We start from the raw sequence: 26,310 nt of genomic DNA, 5'->3' as shown, positions 1-26,310 counted from the left end.
AATTATTTTTTATAGAGAGTTAAATTTCTTGCTTTCGATAAATCTTCTTTTGTGATGATGGTTGCTTCTTCAAAATTAACGATTCCGTCCCTGCTCTGGTTTCTTTGTCCGTTTTGTGACCTTATCGCAGCCTGAAGCCCTTTGATAAAATTGCTTTTCTGAACTTTTGAAAGCTTATCAATGCCGATGTACAGATTGAATTCACCTTCCCGGCCCAATCCTCTTTGTTCATAAATTTCAAAAGCCCTGATTTTATTTTTTTTCTGGAATTTCTTCACATAATTCAGTACAGGATCTGCAGACGGAGTTCCACAGCAGATGCTGGCATAACCGATTTGCAGGTAGCTTTGATTCTTCTGTGAGAAAAAGAATGTGGAACAGAAAATACTGAATATTACGACTGCTTTTTTCATCTTGATTTTGGCTTTAAAAGTAAGCTTTAAAAATTACTTATTAAAATATTCCCAGACCGTCTTTGAAACATCGGAAATAACCTTGCAGTTTACCGCATCAGTTTCCGTGGAATTGCTTACAAATACGGCAATTGCATAATGTTTTCCATCAGGAAGGGTTACAATTCCCATATCATTTTCAGCACCGGTTAATCCATCCTTATTCTTTCCGGAAGATCCCGTTTTGTGGGCAACAGGTGTGTTTTTGGGTAACTGCTCTACCAGTTTGTTGGTTCCTGTTTTTGTCCCGAGCATTACTTTCATCAGGTATTCCGTAGATTTTTTGGAAAGAAATTTTCCGTCATAAAACTTTTTCAAAACCTGTACAATAGAGTTGGTGGTAGAGTAGTTTTCATATTGTGCATTCCAGTCTTTATGCATTTCTTCTTCATTAAATCTGATCTGAAAACCCTTCACCCCTTTAGAATCCATGAATTTCTGAACTGTTGATGTTCCGCCGATTAATTTCAAAAGAATATCACAGCCATTGTTGTCACTCTGGGCAACGGTAAAATCGATGATCTCACTTAATGGAATTTCAATATTCCCGGCAGGATATTTTTCGCGAAGGGGAGACCAGGTATTCTCCAGAAGATCTGTTTTTTTAACGAATATTTTCTGATCCAGGGAAAGTTTTCCTTTATCAACAAAATTCAATACTGCAGCAGCAATATGGAATTTGAATACACTCTGCATCGGAAGCTTTTTATCACCGTTTTTATTATAGGTAAAACCGTTTTCAAAACCCAGGACCGAAACTCCCACAGTTGCTTTTTTATCTTTTATAATTGAATTGATTTTCTGCTCAAGTACTGAGTTCTGAGCAAAGGTAAATGTTGAGATCAGAACAAAAAGAAATCCTATTTTTTTCATAGATGTAAATTTAAAAAAAAATCCCTTTTAGCATCTAAAAGGGATTTGTTAATTTGTATCAAATATTATTTCACTTCAAAATAATTCAGATTGACCCCGTCATTTTCAAAAACGATCCTGATTTTATTTTCCCCTTTTTTCAGGCTGATATTTTTGACAGAAGCTGTTTTCCAGTTTTCATTTCCGCCTGTGGCAGTGAGTGAAACATTAGCGAGTTTTTTTCCTGAGACATCTTCAATTCTTATTTTTGAATCGGTGTTGGCTGCATATCTTATATCAAAAGTATAGGTCTTGTCTGCCTTGCTGTTGATGGTATACTGGATCCACTCTCCGGCTTCGGTTTTCCCGACGTAATACTGATTGGTGATTTTATCATTACACAAATAAATGTCAACCCCGTCATTTCTCATTTGGTGGCCGGCATTCCATTCAGATCTTTTGGCAGGATCACTTACCCAGAGGTTGGTAAAATCTTTATCTGTGTACGCAGAACCCATTCTTCCCAGATCATATTCGGTAGCGAAAATTCTTCCCGGAGCTGAATGATTTTTAAAAGGCTTTGTAGAATCATCGGTTACCTGTCTGAACATCGCATCCACCACATCCGTTTTAATTTCTACATTGCTGAATTTGTAATTGTCGGCGATCTTCATTAAAGCTTTATAAGCAAAATCCCTTGAAGGTTTTTCGCCGCCGTTTTTCCAGTAATCCAGTAATTTCTGATATTCAGGAGTGATTTTTACACTGGTAACCCCTGCGGTATTATCGATTTTCTTCATCGGCCAGAATGCATATCCGATATTATGTTTATTCAGCAGCTGGATAAGCTCTGTAAACCACACATTCGAGTTTTCTCCCGTTTCTCCGAGCCAGATCGGCATATTGTGCTGTTCTCTTAAATCCAATGCGTTTTTCAGCGTTGCATCATCATTATTATTCCAATACTTATGGAAACTGAATACCATATTGTTGTCCCAGATCGGAATCAATCCGTTATAATTGTTTCCCCAGCCGTTTCCTTCAAGAATAATGATGTGTTTCTGATCAACTTCCCGGATCGCTGCTGTAATTTCTTTCTGTAATTTCCAGAGTGGGGCATTGGACATCTCGTCGGTACCGTTCGGGTTTTTTCCGGTAAAATTGATATTCGGCTCATTAATCAAATCATAGCCGCCAATCCATGGTTCATTCTTGTATCTTTCTGCCAGTTTTTTCCAGAGGGCAATCGTTTTTTTCTGGTTTTCCTCACTTTCCCAGAGAGAAGGTTTTGATTTGTCATTATCAGAAATATTCACATCATTTCCCTGTCCGCCCGGAGCAGCATGAAGATCTAGAATCAGGTAGATTTTGTTATCGGCGCACCATTTCAGCAGGTCATCCGTCATTTTAAAACCTTCTTCCAGCCATGTATTTTGACCTTTTACAGGCTCCTTTTCAATTGGCAGTGTGTAAAGATTATAGTGCATCGGCAGCCTGATAGAATTGAAGCCTGATTTTGCCAGAAAATCGATGTCCTGTTTTGTAATGCCGTTTTTCAGATAAGCTTTATAAAACTCATTCATGCCATCTTCACCGATCAGCTCTGCAATTTTTTGCTTGATTTTATATTGTGGGCCTGCAAAATCAGCTGTTTTCAGCATATAACCTTCCTGCAGCATCCATCCTCCCAACCCGAGACCTTTAAGCTGAATATTTTCACCTTTATCATTCACGATTTTTTGACCATTTGTTTTCAGTAATTGAGATGTCCCAAATTGAGACAATAAAACTGCGGATAATAGAATGGCTCTTTTCATAGTTTTGATTTTAAAATATTAGGAGATTGTTTTAAGAATTACTTTTTTTAAGTAATCACAAATATATTTAAAAATTATTGAATAAAAATTAAAATTCCTCTCTGGATAAAAAATTTTCAGAGAGGAAATAAGATGTAATATTAATGGAATTTTAAACCATTAAGAATTTAGTTAAGTAATTAAGGATATTAAGTTTGCTTTGCTTAAGATTAACATCTTAAAAATCAGGATGATTAATCTTAGCTCAACTTAATTTCTTCAAATTCCTTAATGGTTCAAAAAAAATTACTTTAATATCTTAATTATTTAGTAATCAGTTTCATAATTTCCAGCGCTACTTTTAATGCTTCCGTTCCGTCTTCCAGGGAAACTTCCACATTTTTATTTTCAGTAATGGCATCCGCAAAAGAGTTTAATTCATCCAGGATGGCATTATTAGGCTGAATATTCGGATATTCGAATAAAATCTGATTCTTTTCTCCATCTGCATTTTCGATGATCATATCAAATGGAGTAGGATTTTCAGGGGCATCTTTCATACGGATGACTTCTGCTTTTTTTTCAAGAAAATCTACGGAAATATAAGCGTCTTTCTGGAAGAAACGGCTTTTTCTCATGGCTTTCATTGAAATTCTTGAAGTCGTAAGATTGGCCACACATCCGTTTTCAAATTCTATTCTGGCATTGGAAATATCCGGAGTTTTACTTACTACACAAACACCGCTGGCATGGATGTTTTTAACTTTGGATTTCACAATACTTAACAAAATATCCAAATCGTGGATCATTAAATCCAGCACTACGGAAACATCGGTCCCGCGTGGATTGAATTCTGCCAGTCTGTGAATCTCAATAAACATAGGATCTTTAATATATTCTTTAGTCGCCATAAATGCAGGATTGTATCTTTCAACATGTCCTACCTGTGCTTTGATCCCGTTTTCACGGCATTTGTAAAGAATTTCCTCTGCTTGCTGCAAGGTCTGGGTAACAGGTTTTTCTATGAAAAAATGAAGTCCTTTCTGAATGGCTTTTAAAGCGTAATCATAATGATAAAGAGTGGGCGTTACGATATCCAGCATATCGATCTGATCCAGAAGATCATCAAAATTTTCAAAATATTTGTAACCGAATTCGGCTTCCAGTTTTCTTCCGTTTTCTGCATCTTTATCATGAAAACCCACGAATTCATATTTATCCGATTGATTGAGAAGCTTTAAATGTATTTTTCCCAAATGTCCGGCACCTACCAAACCTGCTTTCAACATAGCTTTTTTTAATTTTTGTAAAGATAATAAATTTAGGTATTAGGAAACAGATAATAGGTTTTGGGTTGATAAATACTAATTGTTTTTTTACATTTGTAGGAATAGAACCCGCTCCCTAATAACGATCATCTCATGACGCACGATTCATTTGTACATAAAGGAAAAAGAAAGATTTTGGTGGATTATCTCCGGTATAAGATCGGAATTTCAGATGAAAGTGTACTTTCAGCAATGAATGAAGTTCCGCGACATCTCTTCATTGAAAGTATTTTTGAAGATTTTGCCTATGAAGACCGTGCTTTTCCGATTCTGGCCCATCAAACCATATCTCATCCGTCAACAGTAGCGGAACAATCCGAGCTTTTACAGGTGAAACCAGGTGAGAAAATACTTGAGATCGGTACGGGTTGTGGCTACCAGACAGCTGTTTTACTGGCAATGAAAGCTTTGGTATATACGGTGGAAAGACAGAAAGATCTGTTTGATTTTTCAAAGAAAAAATTCAGGGAAATGCACCTGTTTCCAAAATTTCAGAGTTTTGGGGATGGTTTTGCAGGATTGCCGACTTTCGCTCCGTTTGATAAGATTATTGTAACCTGTGGAGCATCCGTTTTACCCACGGAATTATTAAAGCAGTTAAAAGTGGGGGGTAAAATGGTGATTCCATTAGGACCTACTGATGAACAGGTTTTATACAGATTCACAAAAATTTCTCCCACGGAAATTGAAAAAGAGGAATTCGGAGCCTACAAATTTGTTCCGATGCTTAATAATACCAATCAATAAGCCATGATAAATCCCGATATCATCGACTATAATGAAATGCAGGCTGAGTCTGATAAAGAGATCTGCCGTTTGCTTTCCACAATAATCGACCGTGAGTTGGATAATGCAGAAAATAAGATCTGGCACCGGCATCCCGTATGGTTTTTGGAAGGAAATCCGGTTGCAGGATATAGTAAACTGAAAGATTCCGTAAGATTACTTTTCTGGAGCGGACAGTCTTTTGATGAAGAAGAGCTCAAAGCCGAGGGAACATTTAAGGCTGCAGAAAAAAGATATATTTCAGTTCAGGAAATTGATGAAGATGATCTGAAAAGATGGTTGGCAAAATCCAGGGATATACAGTGGGATTATAAAAATATTGTCAAAAGGAAAGGGCAGCTGATCAGATTAAAGTAAATATTAATCGCAAAGATTGACAATTTATATCATGTCAATCTATCCTTTTACTGAAGCAAGACAAAATAGAATTAAGATGATAAACTATAAATCCAGATGATTTTTCGGAACGGAAGTTGAAGTATTTTCATCACCTAATCACTTAAATTTTTATGATCATGGATACGAATAGATTTAAATCTTCTCACGATTTCAGTAATATTCAGAAAAACCTGCATAATAATCCGGGATACCACGCAGAAAGCTATTCCCAACAGGTGAAGGATTATCTGAATGACATGAAAAGTAAGAACCAGGAAGCTACGAAACAGGGATTTATGGCCCATGCTCAGAAATCAGCGAAAGATGTATGGGAAGAGATTCAGGAAATGGCTTCAGAAGCCTGGGAGAAAAATAAAGACAATTCGGATGAAAATCAATAATTTTTAATAGCAAAGTAAAAAACCTCACTTTTTAGCAGGAGTGAGGTTTTTTATTTCTTAACATTTTAAGTAAAACAATAATGAAAGTATTTGTAAACAAAAGAATTCCGGAAGCAGGAATTCATATGCTTAAAGAAGCAGGACTGGAAATTTTCATACCTGAACATGACAATCTTTCTCATGAAGAATGGCTGATTTATTGTCAGAATACCGACGTCATTTTAAGTATCGGCGGTGAATTTAAATATGATAAAGATTTTTTTGATCAATGTCCCAATATAAAGGCAATTGCTCTTTATTCCGTAGGTTTTGACCATGTCGATATAAAAGAAGCCAATCGCAGAGAAATTCCGATCGGAAATACACCTGATGTTCTAAGTAAAGCCACTTCTGATGTTGCTTTTTTATTGATGCAATCGGTTGCAAGAAGAGCGATCTATTATTTCCAGAAAGTAAAAGACGGGAGTTGGGGTGATTTTGATCCGCTGCATGCATTAGGCCAGGAGTTGTATGGGAAAACATTAGGCGTTTTCGGATTGGGAAGAATTGGTTTTGAAATGGCCAAAAAATCCCGGAAAGCTTTTGATATGAATATCATTTACCATAACCGCCACCGCAATGAAGAAGCGGAAAAAGAACTGGATGCAACCTATGTTTCTTTTGAAGAATTAGTTTCACAGTCGGATGTACTGAGCATTCATGCGAATTTTACCCCACAGCAGAATGAGCTTTTTAACGGACCTGTTTTTGAGAAGATGAAGCCCAATGCAATTTTCATCAATACGGCAAGAGGTGGTTTTCAGAATGAAAAAGATTTGTACGAAGCCCTGATTTCAAAGCAGATCTGGGGAGCCGGTTTAGATGTTACAAACCCTGAACCGATGTCCAAAGAAAGCTCACTTCTGGGACTTTCAAATGTCTGCGTTTTGCCTCATATCGGTTCTGCAACGATTGAAGCGAGAACCGGAATGGCAAAGATGGCGGCAGAAAATATCATTGCTTTCTCCAAAGGTGAAAAAATGCCTTATTGTGCGAATCCTGAAGTATATAAAAATTAAAAACTTCAAGAAAAATAATACATAAAAGAATTGGAAAGGATCAGCTTTCCAATTTTTTTAAAGCTGAAAACCGACTGCTTAATTGAACGGAAATCACCATGAAAAGTATAAAAATCACCATGAATTTATATTTCAAAAAGGTAGATGTCATTATTGGAAATTGATTCTCACTAAAAAATGTAAACAGAAAGCCAAGTCCCACTATAAGCAATACTGAAAATAATATGGATAATTTCAGATTGAACCGACGTTCCTGTCTGGCCTCAATTTTTTGGATGATCTTATCAGAAAATCCAAGGGGAAAGCCTGCATCCTGTTTTTTTTCTAAAATTGTATCGATCAGATCATACATTTTCAGATCATTTTCGGATATCTCCTGCTGATCTTCCGAATTACCGGGATATTTTTGATTTTTTTTACTGGTAGCCATCTTTTTCAAGTTTTTCTTTTAATAATTTTCTTGCCCTGAATAAATATCCTTTAATAGTTCCTTCCGGAAATTTTGTAATATTCTGTATCTCCTGAATGCTGAAATCATCCATGTGATACAGAGTAATAACCGTTCTGTACTGTAAAGGCAGCTCATTGATCAATCGGTTGATATAAAGGTCAAATTCCTTTCCGATAAGCTTCGTTTCAGGGGTTTCAGAAGTAAAACGGAAATCTGAATATTCATCGATCGTATTGAAATGCTGTTTTGAATTTTTCTTTATATAATTGACTGCAACATTATACGTAATCTTAGCGATCCAGGTTGAAAGTTTGGATTCTCCTTTAAAACTTTTGAGATGATCATATACCTTAATAAATACTTCCTGACCTACATCTTCTATATCTTCATCATTGCTGAGCATTCTGTTTAAGATAGAATAAACCAGATTCTGATACTGCTTTACAATATGCTGAAAAGCGTTGAGGTTTCCCTTCAGAATTTCGTTAATGGTTTTTTCTTCATCAAACATATCACATTAGACAAGTTTTTTAGTTTCAGGTTACAAATTTCTAATTTATTCTAATTTTTGTAACTTTTTATGATCATCTTTTGTCTATTGGCAAAATATAAATCGATATGAAACAATTAGCACCCTTTATAGTCATGATTGCCTTATTGATCGCTATATCCGTAGTCATCGTGGTGATCACCAATTATAATCTGAAAAAAAAGATCTTGAATAAGGAAAATGCAGATGAGAAGCTCTATGTAATTCTTAACAACCTTACCGGATTCAATTCGGAAATGCTGAAATGGGGAATTATCCTGTTATTCGGCGGAATAGGTTTAATTGTTCTGGAATTTCTTCCGTATGATGAAAATACTCCTCTTCCTTATGGTGTAATGACAGTCTTTGTTGCGCTCGGCTTTCTTACCTATTATTTCCTGATGAAAAATCAGAAGAAATAAGCTTCTTTATTTAATCTAATCAATAAAATCCCCGACTATTTTAAGGACAAAAAATTTTGTTCCGGGGATTTTATGTCCATAATCCAACTTATTATGAAACCCATATATGCTATTACAGTTTTTACCTGCCTGCTTTTTACGGCTCAATTATATGCCCAGAAAACATTTTCCGGTATGCTCAAAGATTCCGTTTCAGGAAAACCCGTAGCGTTTGCTTCACTGAAGATTTTAGACCGGAATCAGAATATTATTGCTGCGGAAATATCGAAAGAAGACGGAACATTTTTAATCCATACTCAACTCGATGCAGATAATTTGAAACTTTTGATTACCGGTTCGGAATTTCAAATGAAAATGCTCAGGTTTAAAGGCGGTCAGCCGGATTTCGGAACGATATTTCTAAATAAAGAAACGGCTATTAAAGAAGTGATGATCAGTATCAGGAAGCCAATAATTAAAACTAAGATTGACGGTCTGGTATATGATATTCAGGCAGATCCCGAAAGTCAGTCAAAAAACCTGATAGAAATGATGAAAAAATTACCGTACCTGTCTGTAGATGTCAATGATAACATCCTTTTTAAAGGAAATACCAACTTTAAAATTATGATTAACGGTAAAGAAACACAGCTTCTGAATACCAATGCAAAAGAAATCCTGAAAAGTATTCCGGCCCATACGGTTCAGAATATTGAAATTATTACCAACCCGTCTTCAAAGTATGATGCAGAAGGTGTTTCCGGAATTATTAACATTATTACCGTAAAAAAGATGAGTCACGGTTACAATGCTTCAGTGAATTTTGGAACCAGATTTCCCAAACAGGAACAAAACCTGGGATTCTCCTTAAACCTGAAACAGAAAAAGCTTGGCATTTCAGCATATGGAGGTGGTTTTTTGCGGAATAATCCCGAAATCAATTATTATAACGATCAAAAAGCTGTTTCAGGTGCTCTTCAACAGGATGGAAGAACTTCCAACAAAGGAAATGGCGGGTATTTCAATGCGAATATGAGTTATGAAATAGACAGCTTACAATTACTGACCGTTCAGTTAGGTTCAAACCTTTCCAGCAATACTTCGAAAGATTTTCTTCATTCATATTTTTATCAGCAAAATATCGTAACGGAAAATAATAATTCAGACAACCATTCGGAAAACAAAGGAAACGGTTTTGAAGCTTCCGCTAATTACCAGATAGGTTTTAAACGGGATAAAAGCCAGCTTTTAACAGTGTCATATAAATTCAATCGCTATAACGATGACATCACAAATATTTCAGATATTCAAAACATCATTACCCATTCTTCAAACCGAATTGATCAGAATAATACAAATCAAAACAATGAACATACTTTTCAGATTGATTTTGTAAAGAATATTAAAAAAGTCTATTTAGAAACAGGAGTGAAAGCTATTCTCCGTAAAAACAGCAGTGATTATATTTCGGTTCCGGAAAGTTTAAACAATTCGGATGAGTTTATCAATACACAAAACATTTACGGAGCTTATATTTCAACAAGGTTTTCCTTAATGAGCTGGAATTTGCAGTTGGGTTTAAGGGCAGAAGCTACGGAGACCCATGTGAATTTTACATCCACAGGCACAGAAGTTAACCAAAACTATTTCAATTTTATTCCGAATATTTCGATCGGAAAAAACTGGAAAGACCAAAGCATTAATTTCGGTTTTTCGCAACGGGTCAAAAGACCGGGAATCAACCGGCTGAATCCCTTTGTCAATAAATCGAATCCGTATTTTGAGACCAGCGGAAATCCATATTTGAAATCAGTGATTAATAATGATATCATGGCCAGTTATTCCTATAATAAAAAAATAAACCTGAATGTAGGGCTCTCATACTCCTTTTCCAATAAGATAGATCTGAAAGTGTCTACCTATGACCCTGTTGCCAATATCACAAAAACAACATTTGAAAATTCCAGTAAAGCAGGAAGATTAGGAATTGATTATTATTTCAATTACCCCGTAACCAGGAAAATGAATGTGAGCATCAACGGAAACTCCGCAATGTTTTTCATTAATGGAAAAGTGAACGATGCCCGGGTTGAAAATAATCTGTTTACCTATTATCTTAATCTGTCGGCAGGCTATCAGTTTGAAAATAACTGGAGCATAAATTCAAATCTGGAAATCAACAGCAAAATGCCTGCGGGATTACAAAATACAACCAATGCTTTCACAGGCTTATCTTTCAGCATCAGTAAAAGTATATTGAATAAACAGCTTTCTTTTTCAGCTTTTATTAATAATCCGTTCAATACCTACAGAAAATCAGTTACGGAGACTTTGGGTGATACCTTTTATCAAAATAATTACATAAGAGATTACTACAGATCTTTTGGTCTTAACATCGGTTATAAATTCGGAAAACTGAAAGATGAAATTAAAACCACCCGACGGAAAATAGACAATAATGATCTTGCCAACTAAAGATTAATCTTTTTTTAAATAACTCCCATGAGCTTATAGTTGGAATTATTTTTGTTCTATCTAATGAAACATTTAAATACTAAGATTATGATACCAGAAGACAACCTCAATGAGCAAAACAGAAAATTAGACCAAATGGATTACAATCCGAATGAAGATATGTTTAACAAAGAAAAGCATATTTCATTGGATGGAGATGGAAATCCAATCGATGATGAAGAGTATGATGATATGGAAATGGGCCTTGATGTTCCCGGTTCTGATGAAGATGATGATATGGAAGAAATAGGATCTGAAGATGAAGAAAATAATTACTGGAGCCTCAGTGATAATGAAGATGACCATGAAGAAGAAAATGATGACCTGATCAGTTGATATACGGCCTTACTTATTGAGTAAGGTTTTTTATTTTAGACCATCACATTTCCCGGCTTCTTTTTTAAGAGGGTAAATTCCCCTCCTTTGGAGGGGGCTTCGAACTGAAAGGAGAAGCGGGGGTGGTTTAAAAATATAAAAACACAAACATGAATGAAATTCTTACCTACATCAACGAAGTTCCTATCCGAAAGAACTTCGTTGAAAAAATTCCCTACAATCCACATCTGAAAAGTCTTCTAAGAGATAAGCGCCAGGCAGGAATTCTGAGTGAAGTTCTTTTCTGGAAACAGGTCCGTGCCCGGTCTTTCTACAATATTGATTTTGACAGGCAAAGAATCATCGGAAATTATATTGTAGACTTTTACGTAAAAAAATTAGGTCTGGTCATTGAAATTGACGGTTGGAGCCATGATAAAAAACAAATTTATGACAAAGAAAGACAGAAGTATCTTGAATCTCTGGCTTTAAAAGTCTTTAGAATTACGGATTTTGATATCAGAAATAATTTGGCTGTGGCGATGAAAGATCTGGAGATTTTTATTATCGAACATTATCAATATTAACCACCCCGTCTTCCAAAATTTATCAAATTTTGGAATCCACCCCTCCGGAGGAGGGGAATTTTTTCGTTTTTCTTTGCATTGTATTTTCTAATTTGAATATCTTTAAAACGTCAAAAATTTTGAAATTCAGACGTTAAACATTGAACTTAAACAGTAATATGACTTTTCAAGAACAAATACAGCAGGGTATACCCAATCAGCTGCCTCCATCTAAACCATACGAAACCAATATCAATCATGCTCCGAAGCGTAAAGAAATTTTAGCTGACGAAGAAAAGAAGTTAGCCTTAAAAAATGCTTTACGTTATTTTGAACCTCAGTTTCATGAGGAGTTACTGCCGGAATTTAAGCAGGAGCTTGAAGCGTATGGAAGGATTTATATGTATCGTTTTCGTCCGGATTATGAAATGAAGGCAAGACCGATTACAGATTATCCCGGAAAATCTGAGCAGGCAAAATCTATTATGCTGATGATTCAGAATAATCTGGATTATGCGGTAGCTCAACATCCTCATGAACTGATTACTTATGGAGGAAACGGTGCTGTTTTTCAAAACTGGGCACAGTATCTTCTGACGATGAAATATTTGTCAGAAATGTCTGATGAGCAGACTCTGGTGATGTATTCCGGCCATCCGATGGGATTATTCCCGTCTCATAAAGATGCGCCGAGAGTGGTGGTCACCAACGGGATGGTGATTCCGAATTATTCAAAGCCGGATGACTGGGAAAAGTTTAATGCACTGGGTGTTTCCCAATACGGCCAGATGACGGCGGGAAGCTATATGTATATTGGTCCGCAGGGAATTGTTCATGGGACAACGATTACAGTGCTGAATGCTTTCAGAAAAATTAAAAAAGAACCTAAAGGCGGACTTTTCGTGACTTCCGGATTGGGAGGAATGAGTGGTGCCCAGCCAAAAGCAGGAAATATTGCAGGCTGTGTGACGGTTTGCGCCGAAGTAAATCCTAAAATCACAAAAATCCGTCATGAGCAGAAATGGGTGAATGAAATCCATGAAAACCTTGATGAATTGGTAGAAAGGGTAAGAAAAGCCCAGGAAAATAAAGAAACAGTTTCTTTGGCATATCTTGGAAATATCGTTGAGGTTTGGGAGAAATTTGATCAGGAAGATCTAAGAATCGATATAGGTTCAGATCAGACTTCATTGCATAATCCGTGGGCGGGTGGATATTATCCTGTGGGACAGAGTTTTGAAGAATCCAATACGATGATGGCTGAAAACCCTGAATTATTCAAACAGAAAGTACAGGAAACCCTGAGAAGACACGCAGCAGCGATCAATAAACATACAGAAAAGGGAACATATTTCTTTGACTATGGAAACGCGTTTTTACTGGAGGCTTCAAGGGCCGGAGCCGATGTAATGTCTGAAAATCCAACCCTGGGAAGAGAATTCAGATATCCGAGCTATGTTCAGGATATTATGGGGCCGATGTGTTTTGACTATGGTTTCGGGCCGTTCCGTTGGGTATGTACAAGCGGAAAACCTGAAGATTTACAGAAAACAGATGATATTGCATGTCGGATTTTAGAAGGAATTCAGCAGAATTCACCGGAAGAAATCCAGCAGCAGATGAAAGATAATATCCAATGGATCAAAGGCGCTCAGGAAAATAAGCTGGTTGTAGGTTCACAGGCGAGAATTTTATATGCTGATGCAGAAGGCAGAATGAAAATTGCCGAAGCATTCAATAAAGCAATTAAAAATGGTGAAATCGGACCTGTAGTTCTGGGAAGGGATCATCATGATGTTTCAGGAACAGATTCGCCTTACAGAGAGACCTCGAACATCTATGACGGATCAAGGTTTACAGCAGATATGGCCATCCATAACGTGATTGGTGACAGTTTCCGTGGGGCAACCTGGGTTTCCATTCACAATGGAGGCGGAGTAGGCTGGGGCGAAGTGATCAACGGTGGTTTCGGAATGTTGCTGGATGGAAGTGATGATGCAGACAGAAGACTGAAATCTATGCTGTTCTGGGATGTAAACAATGGAATTTCAAGAAGAAGCTGGGCCAGAAATGAAGGCGCGATTTTCGCAATAAAAAGAGCAATGGAAGTGGAACCGAACCTGAAAGTGACGCTTCCCAATATTGTAGACGAAAGTTTATTTTAAAACTTAAAACGATCAACATTGACAGGCATTAACAAAAAACTTTTTTCACATCTTAATATCGACGGGAAAGATCCTGCGTGGGAAAAATTTATTAAGCTTGAATTTTCAAAGAAAAAAATATTTTCGGACAATAAGGTTTATCTCGTTGAGGAAGGCCTTGTCCGGAAATTTTATACCAAAGAAATATCGGACATTGACCAGGAAATATCGGCTGATTTTTATTTTCCGGGAGATGTTTTTGTGATCGGGGAAAATGCTAAAGAAAAAACGGCTGAAGCTGTCTTTGAATCTATAGATAAAGGCTTTGTTTGGGAAATCGGATTGGATGAAGTGAAAGAAATGTTTACGCTCAATCCTGACTGCCGGTTTGTCCAGAATTACTATCTGAGCAAAAAACTGAATGCAGCTATGAAAAGGGAAATGCTGCTCCTGAAAAACACTCCGCAGAACTTGTACGAATATCTGTTGAAGCATAAGCCTCATTATATTCAGCATATTCCGCTGAAATACCTCGCCTCTTATATCGGAATTACTCCTATTTCTTTAAGCCGGATCAGAAAGAGAATTAATTAACTTTTGTTTATTGTTTCGCTCTCTGTAAGTTATTTCCTTTGTTGGAAAAAATATGGAAATACAAAAACTAAACTGGGCCGGAATAAAGATAGTTTCCAACGGTAAAACCATTCTGGTTGATGCTGTAGAAGATTTTTCCAACTACAAACCTGTTTTGGGAGAAGCTGTTGAAAAATTACTGACTTTTACAGATGATCTGGAAGCAGATTATATTCTTTTTACCCATATGCATCTGGATCATTTTGATAAAAGTGTGATAGAAAAATGTCTTAAAAAAGAGGGTAAGCTAATCGTTTATTCAGAACTTGAGCCCTTTGTTAAAAAAAATATCGGAGACAAAGACATGATCATTTTAGAGCTTGATGAAGTTTTTACAGACAATAATCTCAGATTTAAGCCCGTATTTGCGATGGATGGCATTGGTGAAATACAGTCTTCATGGATCATAGAAGACCAGGATACAAAAATTTTTCACGGCGGTGATACAATCTGGCACAATCAGTTCTGGAAACTGGGAAAAGAAAATGAAGGGATAGACTATGCGTTTTTACCGGTGAATGGAGTGGTGGTGGATTTTGGAGTTATAGGGTTGGAATACAGTCCCATTCCTGCATCTCTTGATCTGGAGCAGGCTTTTGCTGCAGCCCGTTTATTACACGCTGGAAAACTGGTTCCGATACATTATGATTTGTTTGAACATGAAAAATTCTATATCCCCAAGAAATTTAATGAGGATAATCTGAAACGCATTTCAGAGGAAACAGGACAGAAGTATATGATCTTAAAAGATGGGGAGATGCTGATGAATGCTTAAATAATGAGGTGTTTTTTTCGTACGCTGGTGCGAGCAGCTCTTTTTTACTTTAGGTAACTATATATTATTTACACTAATTTTTTATTAACGCAAAGCTTTAAAATCTGACTGCTATATTTAAAAAAAGCAAAGAAAAGCAGCAAGGCTGCTGTGAAGCATTCTTTTGAAAATCTATTTTATAGATTAAAAAACTTTGCTCATCTTCGATAGGTCTGATTCATAATTTTTCTTTGCGATATAAAAACCAATTATTAAAGAAACCAGAAACAATAAGTCTAAAATAGTATATAGTTACCTTATTTTATAATTACCCTTAAAGCAAGAAATTACTTTTTTACTGCTGTGATAGCCGCTTCATAATTCGGTTCATGTGAAATATCAGCAACCTGCTCTTCATAAACGATTTTTCCTGACGGATCGATCACCACAACAGCTCTGCTTAAAAGACCTTTCATCACAGAATCTGTGATTTCCACACCGTAAGTTTTTCCGAAATCAGAACGGAAATCCGAAAGCATTACTACATTCTTTATTCCTTCTGCTCCACAAAATCTTTTTTGGGCGAAAGGCAAATCTTTGGAAATACAAAGAACAACCGTATTCGGGATATTGGCGGCGTCTTCATTAAAATGACGCACAGAAGCCGAGCAAACACCGGTGTCTACACTTGGAAAAATATTAAGGATCAGAAATTTTCCTTTATAAGAATCTAATGTCTGATCTTTCATCGTAACATCTGTAAGGGTAAATTTTGGAGCTGCTTTATTTACCGATGGCAATTTTGCGTAAGTATGTACAGGCTTTCCTCCCATCAAAACGGTGTTCTGAGCAAAAGTAAATGCTGAGAAAAAGAATAACGCGCTGAAAATTAATTTTGAAAACATGAATTTTATTTTTAAGTAAAATTATTCATTTTTTTAGTACCCAACATTAATTTTAATTCAAACAACCTTCAAATAGAGCAAATCTATTACCTGACTATTTTTAAAATCAATTTTAACATCTACCTTTATTCTGACAAAAAATTTACTATTAATTATTAAAAAAAATAAAAAGATTTATGGATTCAATACAAAGGCCGTCATTTCACGAAATTTTTAAAAGCGAAAACGAAATCCCTGAAGAATATAAAGTTCCTGAAATCCATCAAAGAACTTATCTGCTGAATGGTGAGCTTGTAGAATGGAAAGGTGAGGTTACCAATATTTATTCTCCGGTTTGCATTCCTACAGAAAACGGATTGGAAAGAAAACTGTTGGGAAGCATTCCTAATATCAGCCCGGAAGATGCAATGGAAGTTCTTGAAGCTTCAGTTAAAGCCTATGACAATGGTTTGGGAGAATGGCCAACGATGTCCGTTGAAGGGCGTATACAATGTATGCAGAAGTTTGTATACCTGATGATTCAGCAACGGGATCTGATTATAAAACTATTGATGTGGGAAATCGGAAAAACCCTGGCTGATTCTACCAAAGAATTTGACCGTACCGTAGATTACATCAACCAGACTATTGATGCTTTGAAAGACCTTGATCGTGAATCGTCGCGTTTTCAGCAGGCGGAAGGAACAATTGCCCAGATCAGAAGAGCTCCGTTGGGTGTGGTATTGAGCATGGGACCGTTTAACTATCCTTTAAACGAAATATTTACCACTTTGATTCCCGCATTGATTATGGGGAATACGATCTTATTTAAACTGCCTAAACATGGAGTTTTAGCCCATTATCCACTGTTGAATGCCTTTAAAGAAGCTTTCCCGAAAGGTACCGTGAATACATTATATGGAAAAGGTTCCGAGATCATTACCCCGATTATGGAAAGCGGAAAAGTGAATGTCCTGGCTTTCATCGGATCGAGTAAGGTAGCCAACGGACTGAAAAAATTACACCCGAAAGTTAACCGCTTAAGAGCCATATTAAGTTTAGATGCTAAAAATGCAGCGATCGTAACCAAAAATGCAGATCTTGATGTAGCGGTAAGCGAATGTATCCTGGGTGCACTTTCTTTTAACGGTCAGCGTTGTACTGCCCTTAAGCTGATATTCGTACAGAAAGAAGTTGCCGCTGAATTCACTGAAAAGCTAAATGCCGCAGTATCTGCTTTAAAACCCGGACTTCCATGGGAAAAAGATGTGAAGATTACACCGCTTCCTGAAGTTAATAAACCGCCGTACCTTAAAGAATGTATTGATGATGCTCTGGCAAAAGGTGCGAAAGTATTAAATGAAAACGGAGGTTATAATGAGGCATCTTTTGTGTTCCCTGCGGTAGTATATCCGGTGAACAGTGATATGAAATTATACCATGAAGAACAGTTCGGACCTGTGATTCCGGTGGTTCCCTTCGAGAATATTGATGAACCTATTGACTATCAGGTGAATGCTTCACACGGGATGCAGGTAAGTATTTTCAGTGAAGATCCGCATGAAGTATCAAAATTAATTGATGCGTTTGTGAATCTGGTGAGCCGTGTGAATATCAATTGTCAGGCTCAACGTGGTCCGGATGTATTCCCGTTTACCGGAAGAAAAGACAGTGCGGAAGGTACCCTTTCGGTTTTTGATGCGCTTCGTTCATTCTCAATCCGTTCTCTGGTAGCGGCAAAATTAACGGATTCCAACAAGAGTTTGTTAAACACCATTGTAAGAGAACATGATTCCAACTTCCTGAGCACAGATTATATTTTTTAGTTAAATGATTACATAAAAGAGCTCCGGCAAGAAATTTTAATTTCTTGCCGGAGCTCTTGTTTTGCATTCAATGTAGAAATCATCTTTCATAAATTTTATTCAACAAAGCAAAAACTTAGATTGATTTTATTAAAACTTAATGTAAAATAGATTTTTTTTGTTAAAATATGTAACATTTGTGTAAAAATGTTACTAACTGTACAGAGAAAAGTGGGATGTCTTTATTGGAAAAAGAATTTCTGGAGAAGATTGAAAAACATAAAGGTGTGGTTTTCAAAATCTCTAAGATGTATATGGATAATCAGGAAGATCAGAATGATCTCTATCAGGAGATTATTTACCAGGCCTGGAAGTCATACAAAGATTTCCAAAGGAAAAGTGATTTCTCAACCTGGCTCTACAGAACCGCACTTAATACAGCCATTGTATTTCTACGAAGTGAAAAAAAGCGCCATTTTATACAACATCAGAACATTGAAAATTTTACCACTCATCAGGAAAATTACAATGACACCGATGATAAAAACATGAAGATGATGTACGAAGCGATTCATCAGTTAAGTCCTATTGATAAAGCACTTATTTTTTTCTTTTTGGAAGATTTTCCGGGTAAGGAGATTGCCCGGCAGTTGGGAATTACGGAAGTAAATGCAAGAGTGAAGCTCAACAGAGCCAAAATAAAACTGAAAGAAATAATTGAAAAACAAAGGACGGCTTAAACCTAAACAATAAGGAAATGGAATTAGAAAATTTTAAAGAACTTTGGGACAAAGATAAACAGGATCTTCCGGAGATCTCTTTGGAAAAACAGAATGAGATTCATTCTCCCCTGGAGATGATAAGGATCAATATGAAAACCGAATTTTGGCTAATGATCGTCACATTACCTACCATTTTATACGGTTTTCCTTTTGCTACCCATGATTCGAACATCAAAACAATATCGATGTTTGAAGTGATTTTATCACTAGGCTTTATCATTTATTTTTATTCCAGGTTTATCAAACTATACGGATTGCTTAAAAAAAGCAGTATCAATACCAATTATGACCTGTTTAATATCAAAACCCAACTTTTGATCTCCAAGGAAATTTATATTGCCTATTATATTTCTTATATTCCTCTTGCCTTTCTTTTATGCCTTATTCAGATAGGCTTTCATTTTGAAGAGCGGTATAATGTTGCCATTTTCGCAGTGAGCCTTATTATAAGTATTTTACTGATCTGCTTCATTATAAAATACTGGATCTATTATATGTATGGCAAATACATTGAAAATGTGGTCAGTCTGGTAGACGAGCTCAACGGAATTGAAGTAAGGCCGAAAGCAGTAAGAAAAAAAACATGGTTTGAAAAATCACAGCAGTTTTTTATGAATAAATATGGGATTACCGGCAATATTATCAATACGGTATTATGGTTTGTGGGGGTGTATATATTCATTATATTTTTTCTGACACTGATACTTCTGATCATTATTATTGCTGCTGCCAAGCTCGGTTATATAGACTTAAATATTCTTCTTAACACTTTAGACGGATTAAATTGATTCAGTGTATGTTATCCTGTAAATAAGAATTTTTTTGTTAAAAATTTTCAACAATTCTGTAACATTTATAATTTTTTTCTACTAACTGGGAAATTTAATCAAGTAAATATTATGAAAAAAACAACTACTTTCGTTAAAGCATTAGCTTTTACCCTTGCTGTTGGTGTAGCCCCGCTTTCACTGGTGCAGGCCCAAAACCAAAATAAGGACAGATCGGAAATTTCTGTCAAAGATTTGCCCCGAATTTCCACCTCTTCTTTAATGGGGACTTTTCAGGCTAATTTTAGCGGTCAGAGTGTTTCTTCAGATTTTTTGATTAATCATTTAGGTGAATGGTTAGGGACAGGAAGTGATCACACTTTTAAATTTGTTAAAGCATCGACAGATGAATTGGGAATCAAACATTCCATATATCAGCATTATTTCCAGGGAATTAAAGTAATGGATGATATTATTTCGATTCATGAAAAAAATAACCTGGTAACCTATGTAAATGGTGAGGTGATTAATAACATTGCTGTAACGGCAGGTCAGCAGATCTCTTCCCAGGAACTGAAAAATATTATCTCTTCCGATACTAATACCGCGGCCAATGATTTGATCTTTTCCGATATTGAAAATGTAATTGCAAAAGTTTATAACGGAAGAGGAATAAGCCTGCACAGCACATCAATGGTTTGGGCTTCTGCCATGAAACCTCTTTTCTCTAAAGTATATTATATAGATAATTCATCTAAAGAGATCGTTAAATCACTTTCTCAGATTCATACTGTAGATACCCCTTCCGTAAGTGCTACATACTACAAAGGTAACCAGTCGATCACAGTAGATTCATACAATGGTGCCTACAGATTGCTGGATAATGCAAGAAAGATCCGTACGATGGATGCAACAAGCATTGATGGGCAGATTGGGCTTGATGCCAATGGATATATTATCCTGAACGGAGCAACGGAATATACAAATGCTACCGCAAACTTCACTGCAGCAGCTACAAAAGCACCGGTAGAAGTACACTGGGCCATTAAATCTTCCTATGATTATTATTTAAACAAATTCAACAGGAATAGCTACGACGGACAGGGTGCGCCGATCTCCAATTATTATAATATGGATTTTTCCAACTTAAATCCGAGCCTTCCTGCAGGATACGGTTTCAATGCTACGGCTGTAGGTCTGTCCAACGGAATGCAGTTTATGGCATTTGGAAACGGTAATATACCTGCTCAACCCGGAGTAGCCAATACAATGGCTTCTATTGACGTAGGTGGTCACGAATATTCTCACATGATTATCTCCAGAAACGGAACCGGAGGTCTTAATTATCAGGCGGAATCAGGAGCATTAAATGAATCTTTTGCCGATATGTTCGGAACTGCAATTGAATTTTACGGAGCGCCTTCAATGGCAAACTGGACGATGGGAGAAGGAATTCTTAATACCTCTGTGAATTATATCCGTAATATGAGCAACCCGAATGCCGGGCTTCAGTCGCTTGGTAAACAACCGGATACCTATCAGGGAACCTTTTGGGTAAATACGGCCAATACCTCTGCCGATAATGATTACGGCGGTGTACACGCTAATAGCGGAGTAGGAAACTATTGGTTCTATTTGCTTTCACAAGGCGGATCCGGAACAAACGATATCGGAAATGCTTATAATGTTACAGGAATTACCCTTGCAAAGGCTGAAAAAATTGCTTACAAAACATTAACGACTTATTTAACGCCTAACAGTACTTTTCTTGATGCTTATAATGCATCAAAACAAGCGGTTACAGATTTGTATGGTGCAGGAGGAACAGAACAGCTTCAGAATGTGAATGCCTGGTATGCAGTAGGTATCGGAAGCGGTGTATTGGCAACTAATGAAGTTTCCAAACTGGAAAGCCAGTTCAGTGTTTATCCGAACCCTGCTAAAAACGGTGTATTTACGATAGATAATAACAAGAATAACGCAACATTTGAAATCTATGATGTTTCAGGAAAACTTGTTAAACAAACTGAGAAATTAAATAAAGGAGCAAATAAAATTAATATAAACGGAACTCTAAAAGGAGTTTATGTATTAAAAATTAATGCAGACGGCAATACTGTTTCCAAAAAAATAGTAGTTGAGTAAAATTAAAAAACAAAAAAACACACAATGGAGCCCGGCAGAAATTTTTCTGTCGGGTTTTTTTATTATTTTTTATAAATGGTTTGTAACATATTTTTCAAACGCAAACTAACTCTGTAGAGTAAAAAACCATGACCTCATTAGAACAAGAATTTTTAGATAAAATTGAAAAACATAAAGGAATCATTTTCAAGATTTCTAAAATGTACATGGATGAAAAAGATGACCGTGATGATCTTTTTCAGGAAATCACCTATCAGGTCTGGAAAGCATATCCGGGCTTCAAAGGGCAGAGTGAGTTTTCTACCTGGCTGTACAGGATTGCTTTGAACACCGCTATCATTTTCTTAAAATCCGAAAAAAGAAGAAGCTTTATAGCCAACGAAGATTTTTCCCATTACAAAATTGAACAGGATGAATATGATCATGGGAAAGAAGAAAAACTATCAAAAATGTATCATGCCATTCATCAGCTCAATCCGATAGACAAAGCTTTTATTTTCTATTACCTGGAGAATTTCTCCGGAAAGGAAATCGCCGATCAGATGGGAATTTCTGAGGGAAATGTAAGAGTGAAAATGAACCGCGCCAAAAATAAATTAAAAGATATCTTAAATTCAAATACCTACTAATTTTTAAATCAATACCAAATGAATATAGATGAACTAAAAAATGCCTGGAATGAAGATGTTTTTGAAGAAACACCGGAAATCAGCATTGAACAAAATAAAAAGATCAGTCTTCCCCTGGAAAAAATGCGTAAAAATATGCGCATGGAATTCTGGTCGACCGTAGGAATATTTATTTTCGGATTTACCATCGTCTGGCTGTGTGGTGCTCCTTTTAAATTTAAATTTTATCTCACCATACTGCTGGCTTCCATGGGACTGGTTACCTTTTTCTTTTTCAGCAAGTTTTTCAAGCTTTATAAAGATATTGGCAATCCGATGATGAGAACGTATGATGCCTTACGAGATCTGCTGCATCAGCTCAATCTGAATAAACAATATTATCTTTCGTTTTATCTTGCCTTTATTCCGTTTCTGGTTTGTGAGCTGATTATTGTCATGGAATTTATCCCACGTCCGGTACCTATAAGTGATTTTACAATAGCAACCACAATTCTTACCTCTGTAGTTGGTGGCTTGTTTCTTCTTTATCTTCTCGGGAAGTTCTGGTTTAAAACCTTCTATGGGAAGTATATCATTCAGATTGAAAATCTTTTAAAAGAATTGAAAAAATAAGGTTTCGGCGGGCAGAATGCCCGCCGAAACCTTATTTTCATAACAAGAATACACGAAATTTTTTTAACAATTATTTCGGAGTATTCTTTTTCTCTTTTTCAATCTGATTTCTTACCCAGTTCAGCTGCACATCATTTTTGCGGATGATATCTTTAAGGGTCTCCCGGATTTCAACATCCGGAATAACACCTCTCCGGGAATGGGAAAGGGTAATATTCGGACTTACCTGAAGTATACCGATAGGAAGGGTGATTTTAGAATTGGGAAGTACCTGGTATGAATAAAATCCGGCAACCGTACCATCATTGGCTCCGCCGCTTTCTTCCCCAACCAGAACAGCCCGGCGGTCAAATTTAAGTTTAGAGCTGAAAATAGAAGAAGCTGAAAAACTTCCGCCGTTAATGAGAACATACACTTTTCCATGGAAGGCATCTTTGCTGGGTTGGGTAATATTATCGGCTTTTATTTTGTAATACGATTTACCGTCCTTTCCTTTATAGGTATTAAGCGTTTTAAGGAAGAAAAAAGTAGGATAGGTGATACCCTTCAAAGCATATTCCCATGTGCTGCTTTTCCTGAAATAATTGGTTTTTAAAGGAGAAAACTCCGATTTGATCCTTGAGGGTTTTATAAGCGTAAAAGGCTCGGAAACCAGATACGAATACAGATTGTTGATTTCCTGTAGCGAACCCCCATAATTATTTCTGATATCAATAATAAGATAAGAGGATTTCGCTTCCTTTATCCTTTCAAAAGCCTCTTTATAAAACTTATCGGAATCATAATGTGAAAACCTTTTTATGCTCATATAAGCAACAGAATTATCAGGAGTTAAAAACTTAAGATCCCTGTTGGTGGTACAATTCGCAGGGCCAGCCTGTTTATGGGGTTCATTAGCCTGTAGCAGGTCTTTTTCATTAATCTTTTCCCTTTCAATAGTATAAACCTGTGTTTTATGCTTATATAAAATTTCAAGTTGTGCATGATCTGAAAACCCGTTTTCCAGGACATAAAAAAAGAAAAACGTATCCCTTAAATAATACGGCAGAAAAGTGGAATTAAAACCATCGCTGCTGATCATTTTTTTGTATTTTCCAATATATTGCGAAACAGGAACATTGTTGATTTTCAGGATCTCGGAGCCGGGTTGTATAGGATACACGGAATCTTTATTTTCTGCGATATACAGATGATTACCATGGATGTAATAACCAAAATGACCGAATAAGCGGTTTCTGTAACCGAGAAATTTGTTTTTATCCCTAGCCGGTCTGTTGACAGGCGCCTGAAGAGAAAGATGCCCTTCATGAATACTGGCAATGACAGGCTGTAATTTGAAATAAAACTGAACCGGATTCAGGGGTTTATTAATAGTCTGTTTCAGGCTGTCCATTTTATAATCCAGATCCCTTTTTGAAATATACAGGTACAGCTGGGGGTGGATTTGCTTAAGTTTTGTATAGGCATAATCAACATCATTTTTAAGCTTATCCGGAGCTATACATACGTCCTGTTGCTGCTGAACGACAGCAGAAGAGCAGGAGGTAAGGATGATCAGTCCAAAAAATAATATAATTTTCAATGGTGTTTTTTGTGTGTTTTTTTGAAAGGGCAAATTTAACGGTTTAAATTAAATCCGGATAATGGAAACGGATATTTTTTGTTAATGATTGATTTTAGCTAAAAGAGATTAAGTTTCTTTCTTTTATAGATCAAAAGTTAATACATTTGAAGGTTTATTTTATTAGAATGATTTACATAATTATAGCAATATTAATCTTAATCGTACTGGCTTATTATATGATCACCGGTATGGAAGCTTTCGGAACGGAACCCAAAGGAAAAAGGCTGGAAAGAATGAAGCAGTCCCGGCTTTACAAAAACAAACAGTTTCATAATCTTAGTCATACTCCCTCACTTGCCGAAGGTTACAGCATGTCTAAAGTGCTGTATGATTTTTTTATTGCTAAAAAAGATCCGCTTTTAAAACCGCTGAAAAGTATTCCTGCTATTCATACCGACCTGAAGATGCTTCCCAAAGAAGAAGATGTTTTTATATGGATGGGGCATTCGTCCTATTATATTCAGACCGATGGGGTTTCTTTTTTAATTGATCCCGTTTTAAGCTCTTATGGTTCGCCGTTTAAGTTTTTTAATAAAGCTTTTACAGGCTCGGATATATTTAAACCGGAAGATATTCCGGCTATCGATTATCTTATCATCACCCATGATCATTTTGATCACTTGGATTATCCTACGGTAAAAGCGATCAGGGAAAGAGTAGGAAAAGTAATTCTGCCTTTAGGAGTAGGTGCACACCTTGAAAAATGGGGCTATCAGGAGAATCAGCTGATTGAAGACGAATGGGGCGGAATGTCAGATTTAAAGAATAATATTAAAATTACCTTTACTCCGGCAAGGCATTTTTCCGGAAGAAAAACAAAAAGAAACAACACCTTATGGACTTCTTATGTACTGGGAACTCCAACCAAAAAAATATTCCTGGGTGGTGACAGCGGCTACGACAGCCATTTTAAAATGATTGGTGAAAAATATGGGCCGTTTGATTTTGCCATCATAGAAAACGGACAGTACAATGCAGCATGGAAATATATACATGCCCTTCCGGAAGAAGTAATACAGGCCAGTATTGACGTTAACGCCAGAAATATTATTCCCGTGCATTCTTCAAAATTTGCACTGGCTCTTCACGCCTGGAATGAACCTCTGAAAAAGGTAGCAAGCCTCGGAAAAGAAAAAAATCTGAATATACTCACTCCAATGATTGGTGAAAAAGTTGATCTGAATACTTCTGAGAACAGGTTTAAAGCCTGGTGGGAAGATTAATCAGGCATGCCAGATATCCTTGTATCGTTTCGGATGATTTTCAAACTGTTGTCTTACGAAATCGCATTCAGGATCTACCAGCAGGTTTTTTTCTTCGGCATAGCGTACCAGCTCATCCAGAAGCATCTTGGCGTATCCTTTGCCTTCAAGCTCTTCGTTGAGTTTGGTGTAGTAAACAATCAACAGCCTTCCGTCAATCTCAATAGACATGTAGCCTGCTTTTTTTTCATCAATTAATATCTGCAATTCATCTTGATATGGAGATATTTCAAATTTTATATTTTCCATAATTTTTGAGATTGGATTGAATTTAAAATGGTTATAAAAGCTTTTCTCTCTTAAAATTACAAATTAAATTGATATGACGACTGAGTTTTCAGGAATATTTAACGTAATTTATAATAAGATTAAAAGATTAAAAGATTAAAAGATTAAAAGATTAAAAGATTAAAAGATTAAAAGATTAAAAGATTAAAAGATT

27 protein-coding genes are annotated in these 26,310 nt (G+C 36.3%); 18 read left to right on the top strand and 9 right to left on the bottom strand.

The window, feature by feature from the left end:
• Positions 1-2 precede the first annotated feature (2 nt).
• The 4 genes from AB8P06_RS11915 to AB8P06_RS11900 all read right to left on the bottom strand — a co-directional run bounded on the left by AB8P06_RS11915 (position 3) and on the right by AB8P06_RS11900 (position 4,389).
• Entirely contained in the window at positions 3-413 is a 411-nt protein-coding gene (locus AB8P06_RS11915) for a hypothetical protein (protein WP_369842006.1), read from the bottom strand.
• A 33-nt stretch (positions 414-446) separates the two neighbouring features.
• A complete protein-coding gene (gene bla-A, locus AB8P06_RS11910; RefSeq protein WP_369842003.1) occupies positions 447-1,325 on the bottom strand; it encodes a CGA/CIA family class A beta-lactamase in 879 nt (292 codons plus the stop codon).
• 65 nt (positions 1,326-1,390) lie between these two features.
• Positions 1,391-3,121 carry a cellulase family glycosylhydrolase gene (locus tag AB8P06_RS11905; protein WP_369842000.1) on the bottom strand — a complete coding sequence of 577 codons (1,731 nt, stop codon included), beginning with the start codon at positions 3,119-3,121 and terminating at the stop codon, positions 1,391-1,393.
• A 302-nt stretch (positions 3,122-3,423) separates the two neighbouring features.
• Complete coding sequence (locus AB8P06_RS11900) at positions 3,424-4,389, bottom strand: Gfo/Idh/MocA family protein (RefSeq protein WP_369841997.1); 966 nt, start codon at positions 4,387-4,389, stop codon at positions 3,424-3,426.
• Positions 4,390-4,521: 132 nt separating this feature from the next.
• Here AB8P06_RS11900 and AB8P06_RS11895 point away from each other — a divergent pair, with 132 nt between their 5' ends.
• From AB8P06_RS11895 to AB8P06_RS11880, 4 genes are all read left to right on the top strand, one after another.
• Positions 4,522-5,175, top strand: a complete 654-nt coding sequence (locus AB8P06_RS11895; RefSeq protein ID WP_369841994.1) for a protein-L-isoaspartate(D-aspartate) O-methyltransferase — start codon at positions 4,522-4,524, stop codon at positions 5,173-5,175.
• Between the two features lie 3 nt (positions 5,176-5,178).
• On the top strand, positions 5,179-5,571 hold the full coding sequence (locus tag AB8P06_RS11890; RefSeq protein ID WP_369841992.1) for a DUF1801 domain-containing protein: 393 nt from the start codon (positions 5,179-5,181) through the stop codon (positions 5,569-5,571).
• 158 nt (positions 5,572-5,729) lie between these two features.
• Positions 5,730-5,993, top strand: coding sequence for a prevent-host-death protein (locus AB8P06_RS11885; protein WP_369841989.1), 264 nt, complete (start codon positions 5,730-5,732; stop codon positions 5,991-5,993).
• An 80-nt stretch (positions 5,994-6,073) separates the two neighbouring features.
• On the top strand, positions 6,074-7,051 hold the full coding sequence (locus AB8P06_RS11880) for a 2-hydroxyacid dehydrogenase (RefSeq protein ID WP_369841987.1): 978 nt from the start codon (positions 6,074-6,076) through the stop codon (positions 7,049-7,051).
• Between the two features lie 40 nt (positions 7,052-7,091).
• Here the strand turns inward: AB8P06_RS11880 and AB8P06_RS11875 are convergent, their stop codons facing one another.
• Positions 7,092-7,481, bottom strand: coding sequence for a hypothetical protein (locus AB8P06_RS11875; protein WP_369841984.1), 390 nt, complete (start codon positions 7,479-7,481; stop codon positions 7,092-7,094).
• On the bottom strand, positions 7,468-8,013 hold the full coding sequence (locus AB8P06_RS11870; RefSeq protein WP_369841981.1) for an RNA polymerase sigma factor: 546 nt from the start codon (positions 8,011-8,013) through the stop codon (positions 7,468-7,470). Before AB8P06_RS11870 ends, AB8P06_RS11875 begins: the two co-directional genes overlap by 14 nt.
• Before the next feature lie 107 nt (positions 8,014-8,120).
• Here AB8P06_RS11870 and AB8P06_RS11865 point away from each other — a divergent pair, with 107 nt between their 5' ends.
• The 7 genes from AB8P06_RS11865 (at position 8,121) to AB8P06_RS11835 (ending at position 15,379) form a co-directional block, all read left to right on the top strand.
• The gene (locus AB8P06_RS11865; RefSeq protein WP_369841978.1) at positions 8,121-8,453 is read left to right on the top strand and encodes a DUF6249 domain-containing protein; all 333 of its coding nucleotides are present in this window, start codon (positions 8,121-8,123) and stop codon (positions 8,451-8,453) included.
• A 93-nt stretch (positions 8,454-8,546) separates the two neighbouring features.
• Positions 8,547-10,907, top strand: coding sequence for an outer membrane beta-barrel protein (locus tag AB8P06_RS11860; RefSeq protein WP_369841975.1), 2,361 nt, complete (start codon positions 8,547-8,549; stop codon positions 10,905-10,907).
• A gap of 87 nt (positions 10,908-10,994) precedes the next feature.
• Positions 10,995-11,282 carry a hypothetical protein gene (locus AB8P06_RS11855; RefSeq protein WP_369841972.1) on the top strand — a complete coding sequence of 96 codons (288 nt, stop codon included), beginning with the start codon at positions 10,995-10,997 and terminating at the stop codon, positions 11,280-11,282.
• Between the two features lie 149 nt (positions 11,283-11,431).
• Positions 11,432-11,848, top strand: coding sequence for an endonuclease domain-containing protein (locus tag AB8P06_RS11850; RefSeq protein ID WP_369841969.1), 417 nt, complete (start codon positions 11,432-11,434; stop codon positions 11,846-11,848).
• Positions 11,849-12,006: 158 nt separating this feature from the next.
• Positions 12,007-13,992: a urocanate hydratase gene (gene hutU, locus AB8P06_RS11845; RefSeq protein ID WP_369841966.1), complete on the top strand. Its 1,986-nt coding sequence runs from the start codon at positions 12,007-12,009 to the stop codon at positions 13,990-13,992.
• 18 nt (positions 13,993-14,010) lie between these two features.
• On the top strand, positions 14,011-14,565 hold the full coding sequence (locus tag AB8P06_RS11840) for a Crp/Fnr family transcriptional regulator (protein ID WP_369841963.1): 555 nt from the start codon (positions 14,011-14,013) through the stop codon (positions 14,563-14,565).
• Between the two features lie 52 nt (positions 14,566-14,617).
• Positions 14,618-15,379 (top strand): MBL fold metallo-hydrolase, encoded by a 762-nt coding sequence (locus tag AB8P06_RS11835; RefSeq protein ID WP_369841960.1) that lies wholly within the window; start codon positions 14,618-14,620, stop codon positions 15,377-15,379.
• Between the two features lie 326 nt (positions 15,380-15,705).
• Here the strand turns inward: AB8P06_RS11835 and tpx are convergent, their stop codons facing one another.
• Positions 15,706-16,263 (bottom strand): thiol peroxidase, encoded by a 558-nt coding sequence (tpx, locus tag AB8P06_RS11830; RefSeq protein ID WP_369841957.1) that lies wholly within the window; start codon positions 16,261-16,263, stop codon positions 15,706-15,708.
• A gap of 176 nt (positions 16,264-16,439) precedes the next feature.
• Here tpx and AB8P06_RS11825 point away from each other — a divergent pair, with 176 nt between their 5' ends.
• The 6 genes from AB8P06_RS11825 to AB8P06_RS11800 all read left to right on the top strand — a co-directional run bounded on the left by AB8P06_RS11825 (position 16,440) and on the right by AB8P06_RS11800 (position 22,982).
• Positions 16,440-18,068, top strand: a complete 1,629-nt coding sequence (locus AB8P06_RS11825; protein ID WP_369841954.1) for an NADP-dependent glyceraldehyde-3-phosphate dehydrogenase — start codon at positions 16,440-16,442, stop codon at positions 18,066-18,068.
• Between the two features lie 215 nt (positions 18,069-18,283).
• Positions 18,284-18,787, top strand: a complete 504-nt coding sequence (locus AB8P06_RS11820) for an RNA polymerase sigma factor (RefSeq protein ID WP_369842413.1) — start codon at positions 18,284-18,286, stop codon at positions 18,785-18,787.
• 17 nt (positions 18,788-18,804) lie between these two features.
• Complete coding sequence (locus AB8P06_RS11815; RefSeq protein WP_369841951.1) at positions 18,805-19,617, top strand: hypothetical protein; 813 nt, start codon at positions 18,805-18,807, stop codon at positions 19,615-19,617.
• Between the two features lie 111 nt (positions 19,618-19,728).
• Positions 19,729-21,741: a M4 family metallopeptidase gene (locus AB8P06_RS11810; RefSeq protein ID WP_369841948.1), complete on the top strand. Its 2,013-nt coding sequence runs from the start codon at positions 19,729-19,731 to the stop codon at positions 21,739-21,741.
• A gap of 128 nt (positions 21,742-21,869) precedes the next feature.
• Positions 21,870-22,370, top strand: coding sequence for an RNA polymerase sigma factor (locus tag AB8P06_RS11805; protein ID WP_369841945.1), 501 nt, complete (start codon positions 21,870-21,872; stop codon positions 22,368-22,370).
• An 18-nt stretch (positions 22,371-22,388) separates the two neighbouring features.
• On the top strand, positions 22,389-22,982 hold the full coding sequence (locus AB8P06_RS11800) for a hypothetical protein (protein ID WP_369841942.1): 594 nt from the start codon (positions 22,389-22,391) through the stop codon (positions 22,980-22,982).
• A 70-nt stretch (positions 22,983-23,052) separates the two neighbouring features.
• Here AB8P06_RS11800 and AB8P06_RS11795 read toward each other — a convergent pair whose 3' ends face one another.
• Positions 23,053-24,564, bottom strand: coding sequence for a S41 family peptidase (locus AB8P06_RS11795; protein WP_369841939.1), 1,512 nt, complete (start codon positions 24,562-24,564; stop codon positions 23,053-23,055).
• Between the two features lie 167 nt (positions 24,565-24,731).
• On the opposite strand from AB8P06_RS11795, the gene AB8P06_RS11790 reads away from it, so the two are divergent.
• Positions 24,732-25,829, top strand: a complete 1,098-nt coding sequence (locus AB8P06_RS11790) for an MBL fold metallo-hydrolase (RefSeq protein WP_369841936.1) — start codon at positions 24,732-24,734, stop codon at positions 25,827-25,829.
• On the opposite strand, the gene AB8P06_RS11785 is transcribed toward AB8P06_RS11790, so the two are convergent.
• Positions 25,830-26,117: a GNAT family N-acetyltransferase gene (locus AB8P06_RS11785; protein WP_369841933.1), complete on the bottom strand. Its 288-nt coding sequence runs from the start codon at positions 26,115-26,117 to the stop codon at positions 25,830-25,832.
• Positions 26,118-26,310 lie beyond the last annotated feature (193 nt).

Origin of the sequence: Chryseobacterium tongliaonense (assembly GCF_041224435.1) — a bacterium.
Taxonomy (GTDB): domain Bacteria; phylum Bacteroidota; class Bacteroidia; order Flavobacteriales; family Weeksellaceae; genus Chryseobacterium; species Chryseobacterium tongliaoense.
Note: the sequence above shows the minus strand (reverse complement) of the source record. Positions and strands in the feature narration are given on the sequence as shown.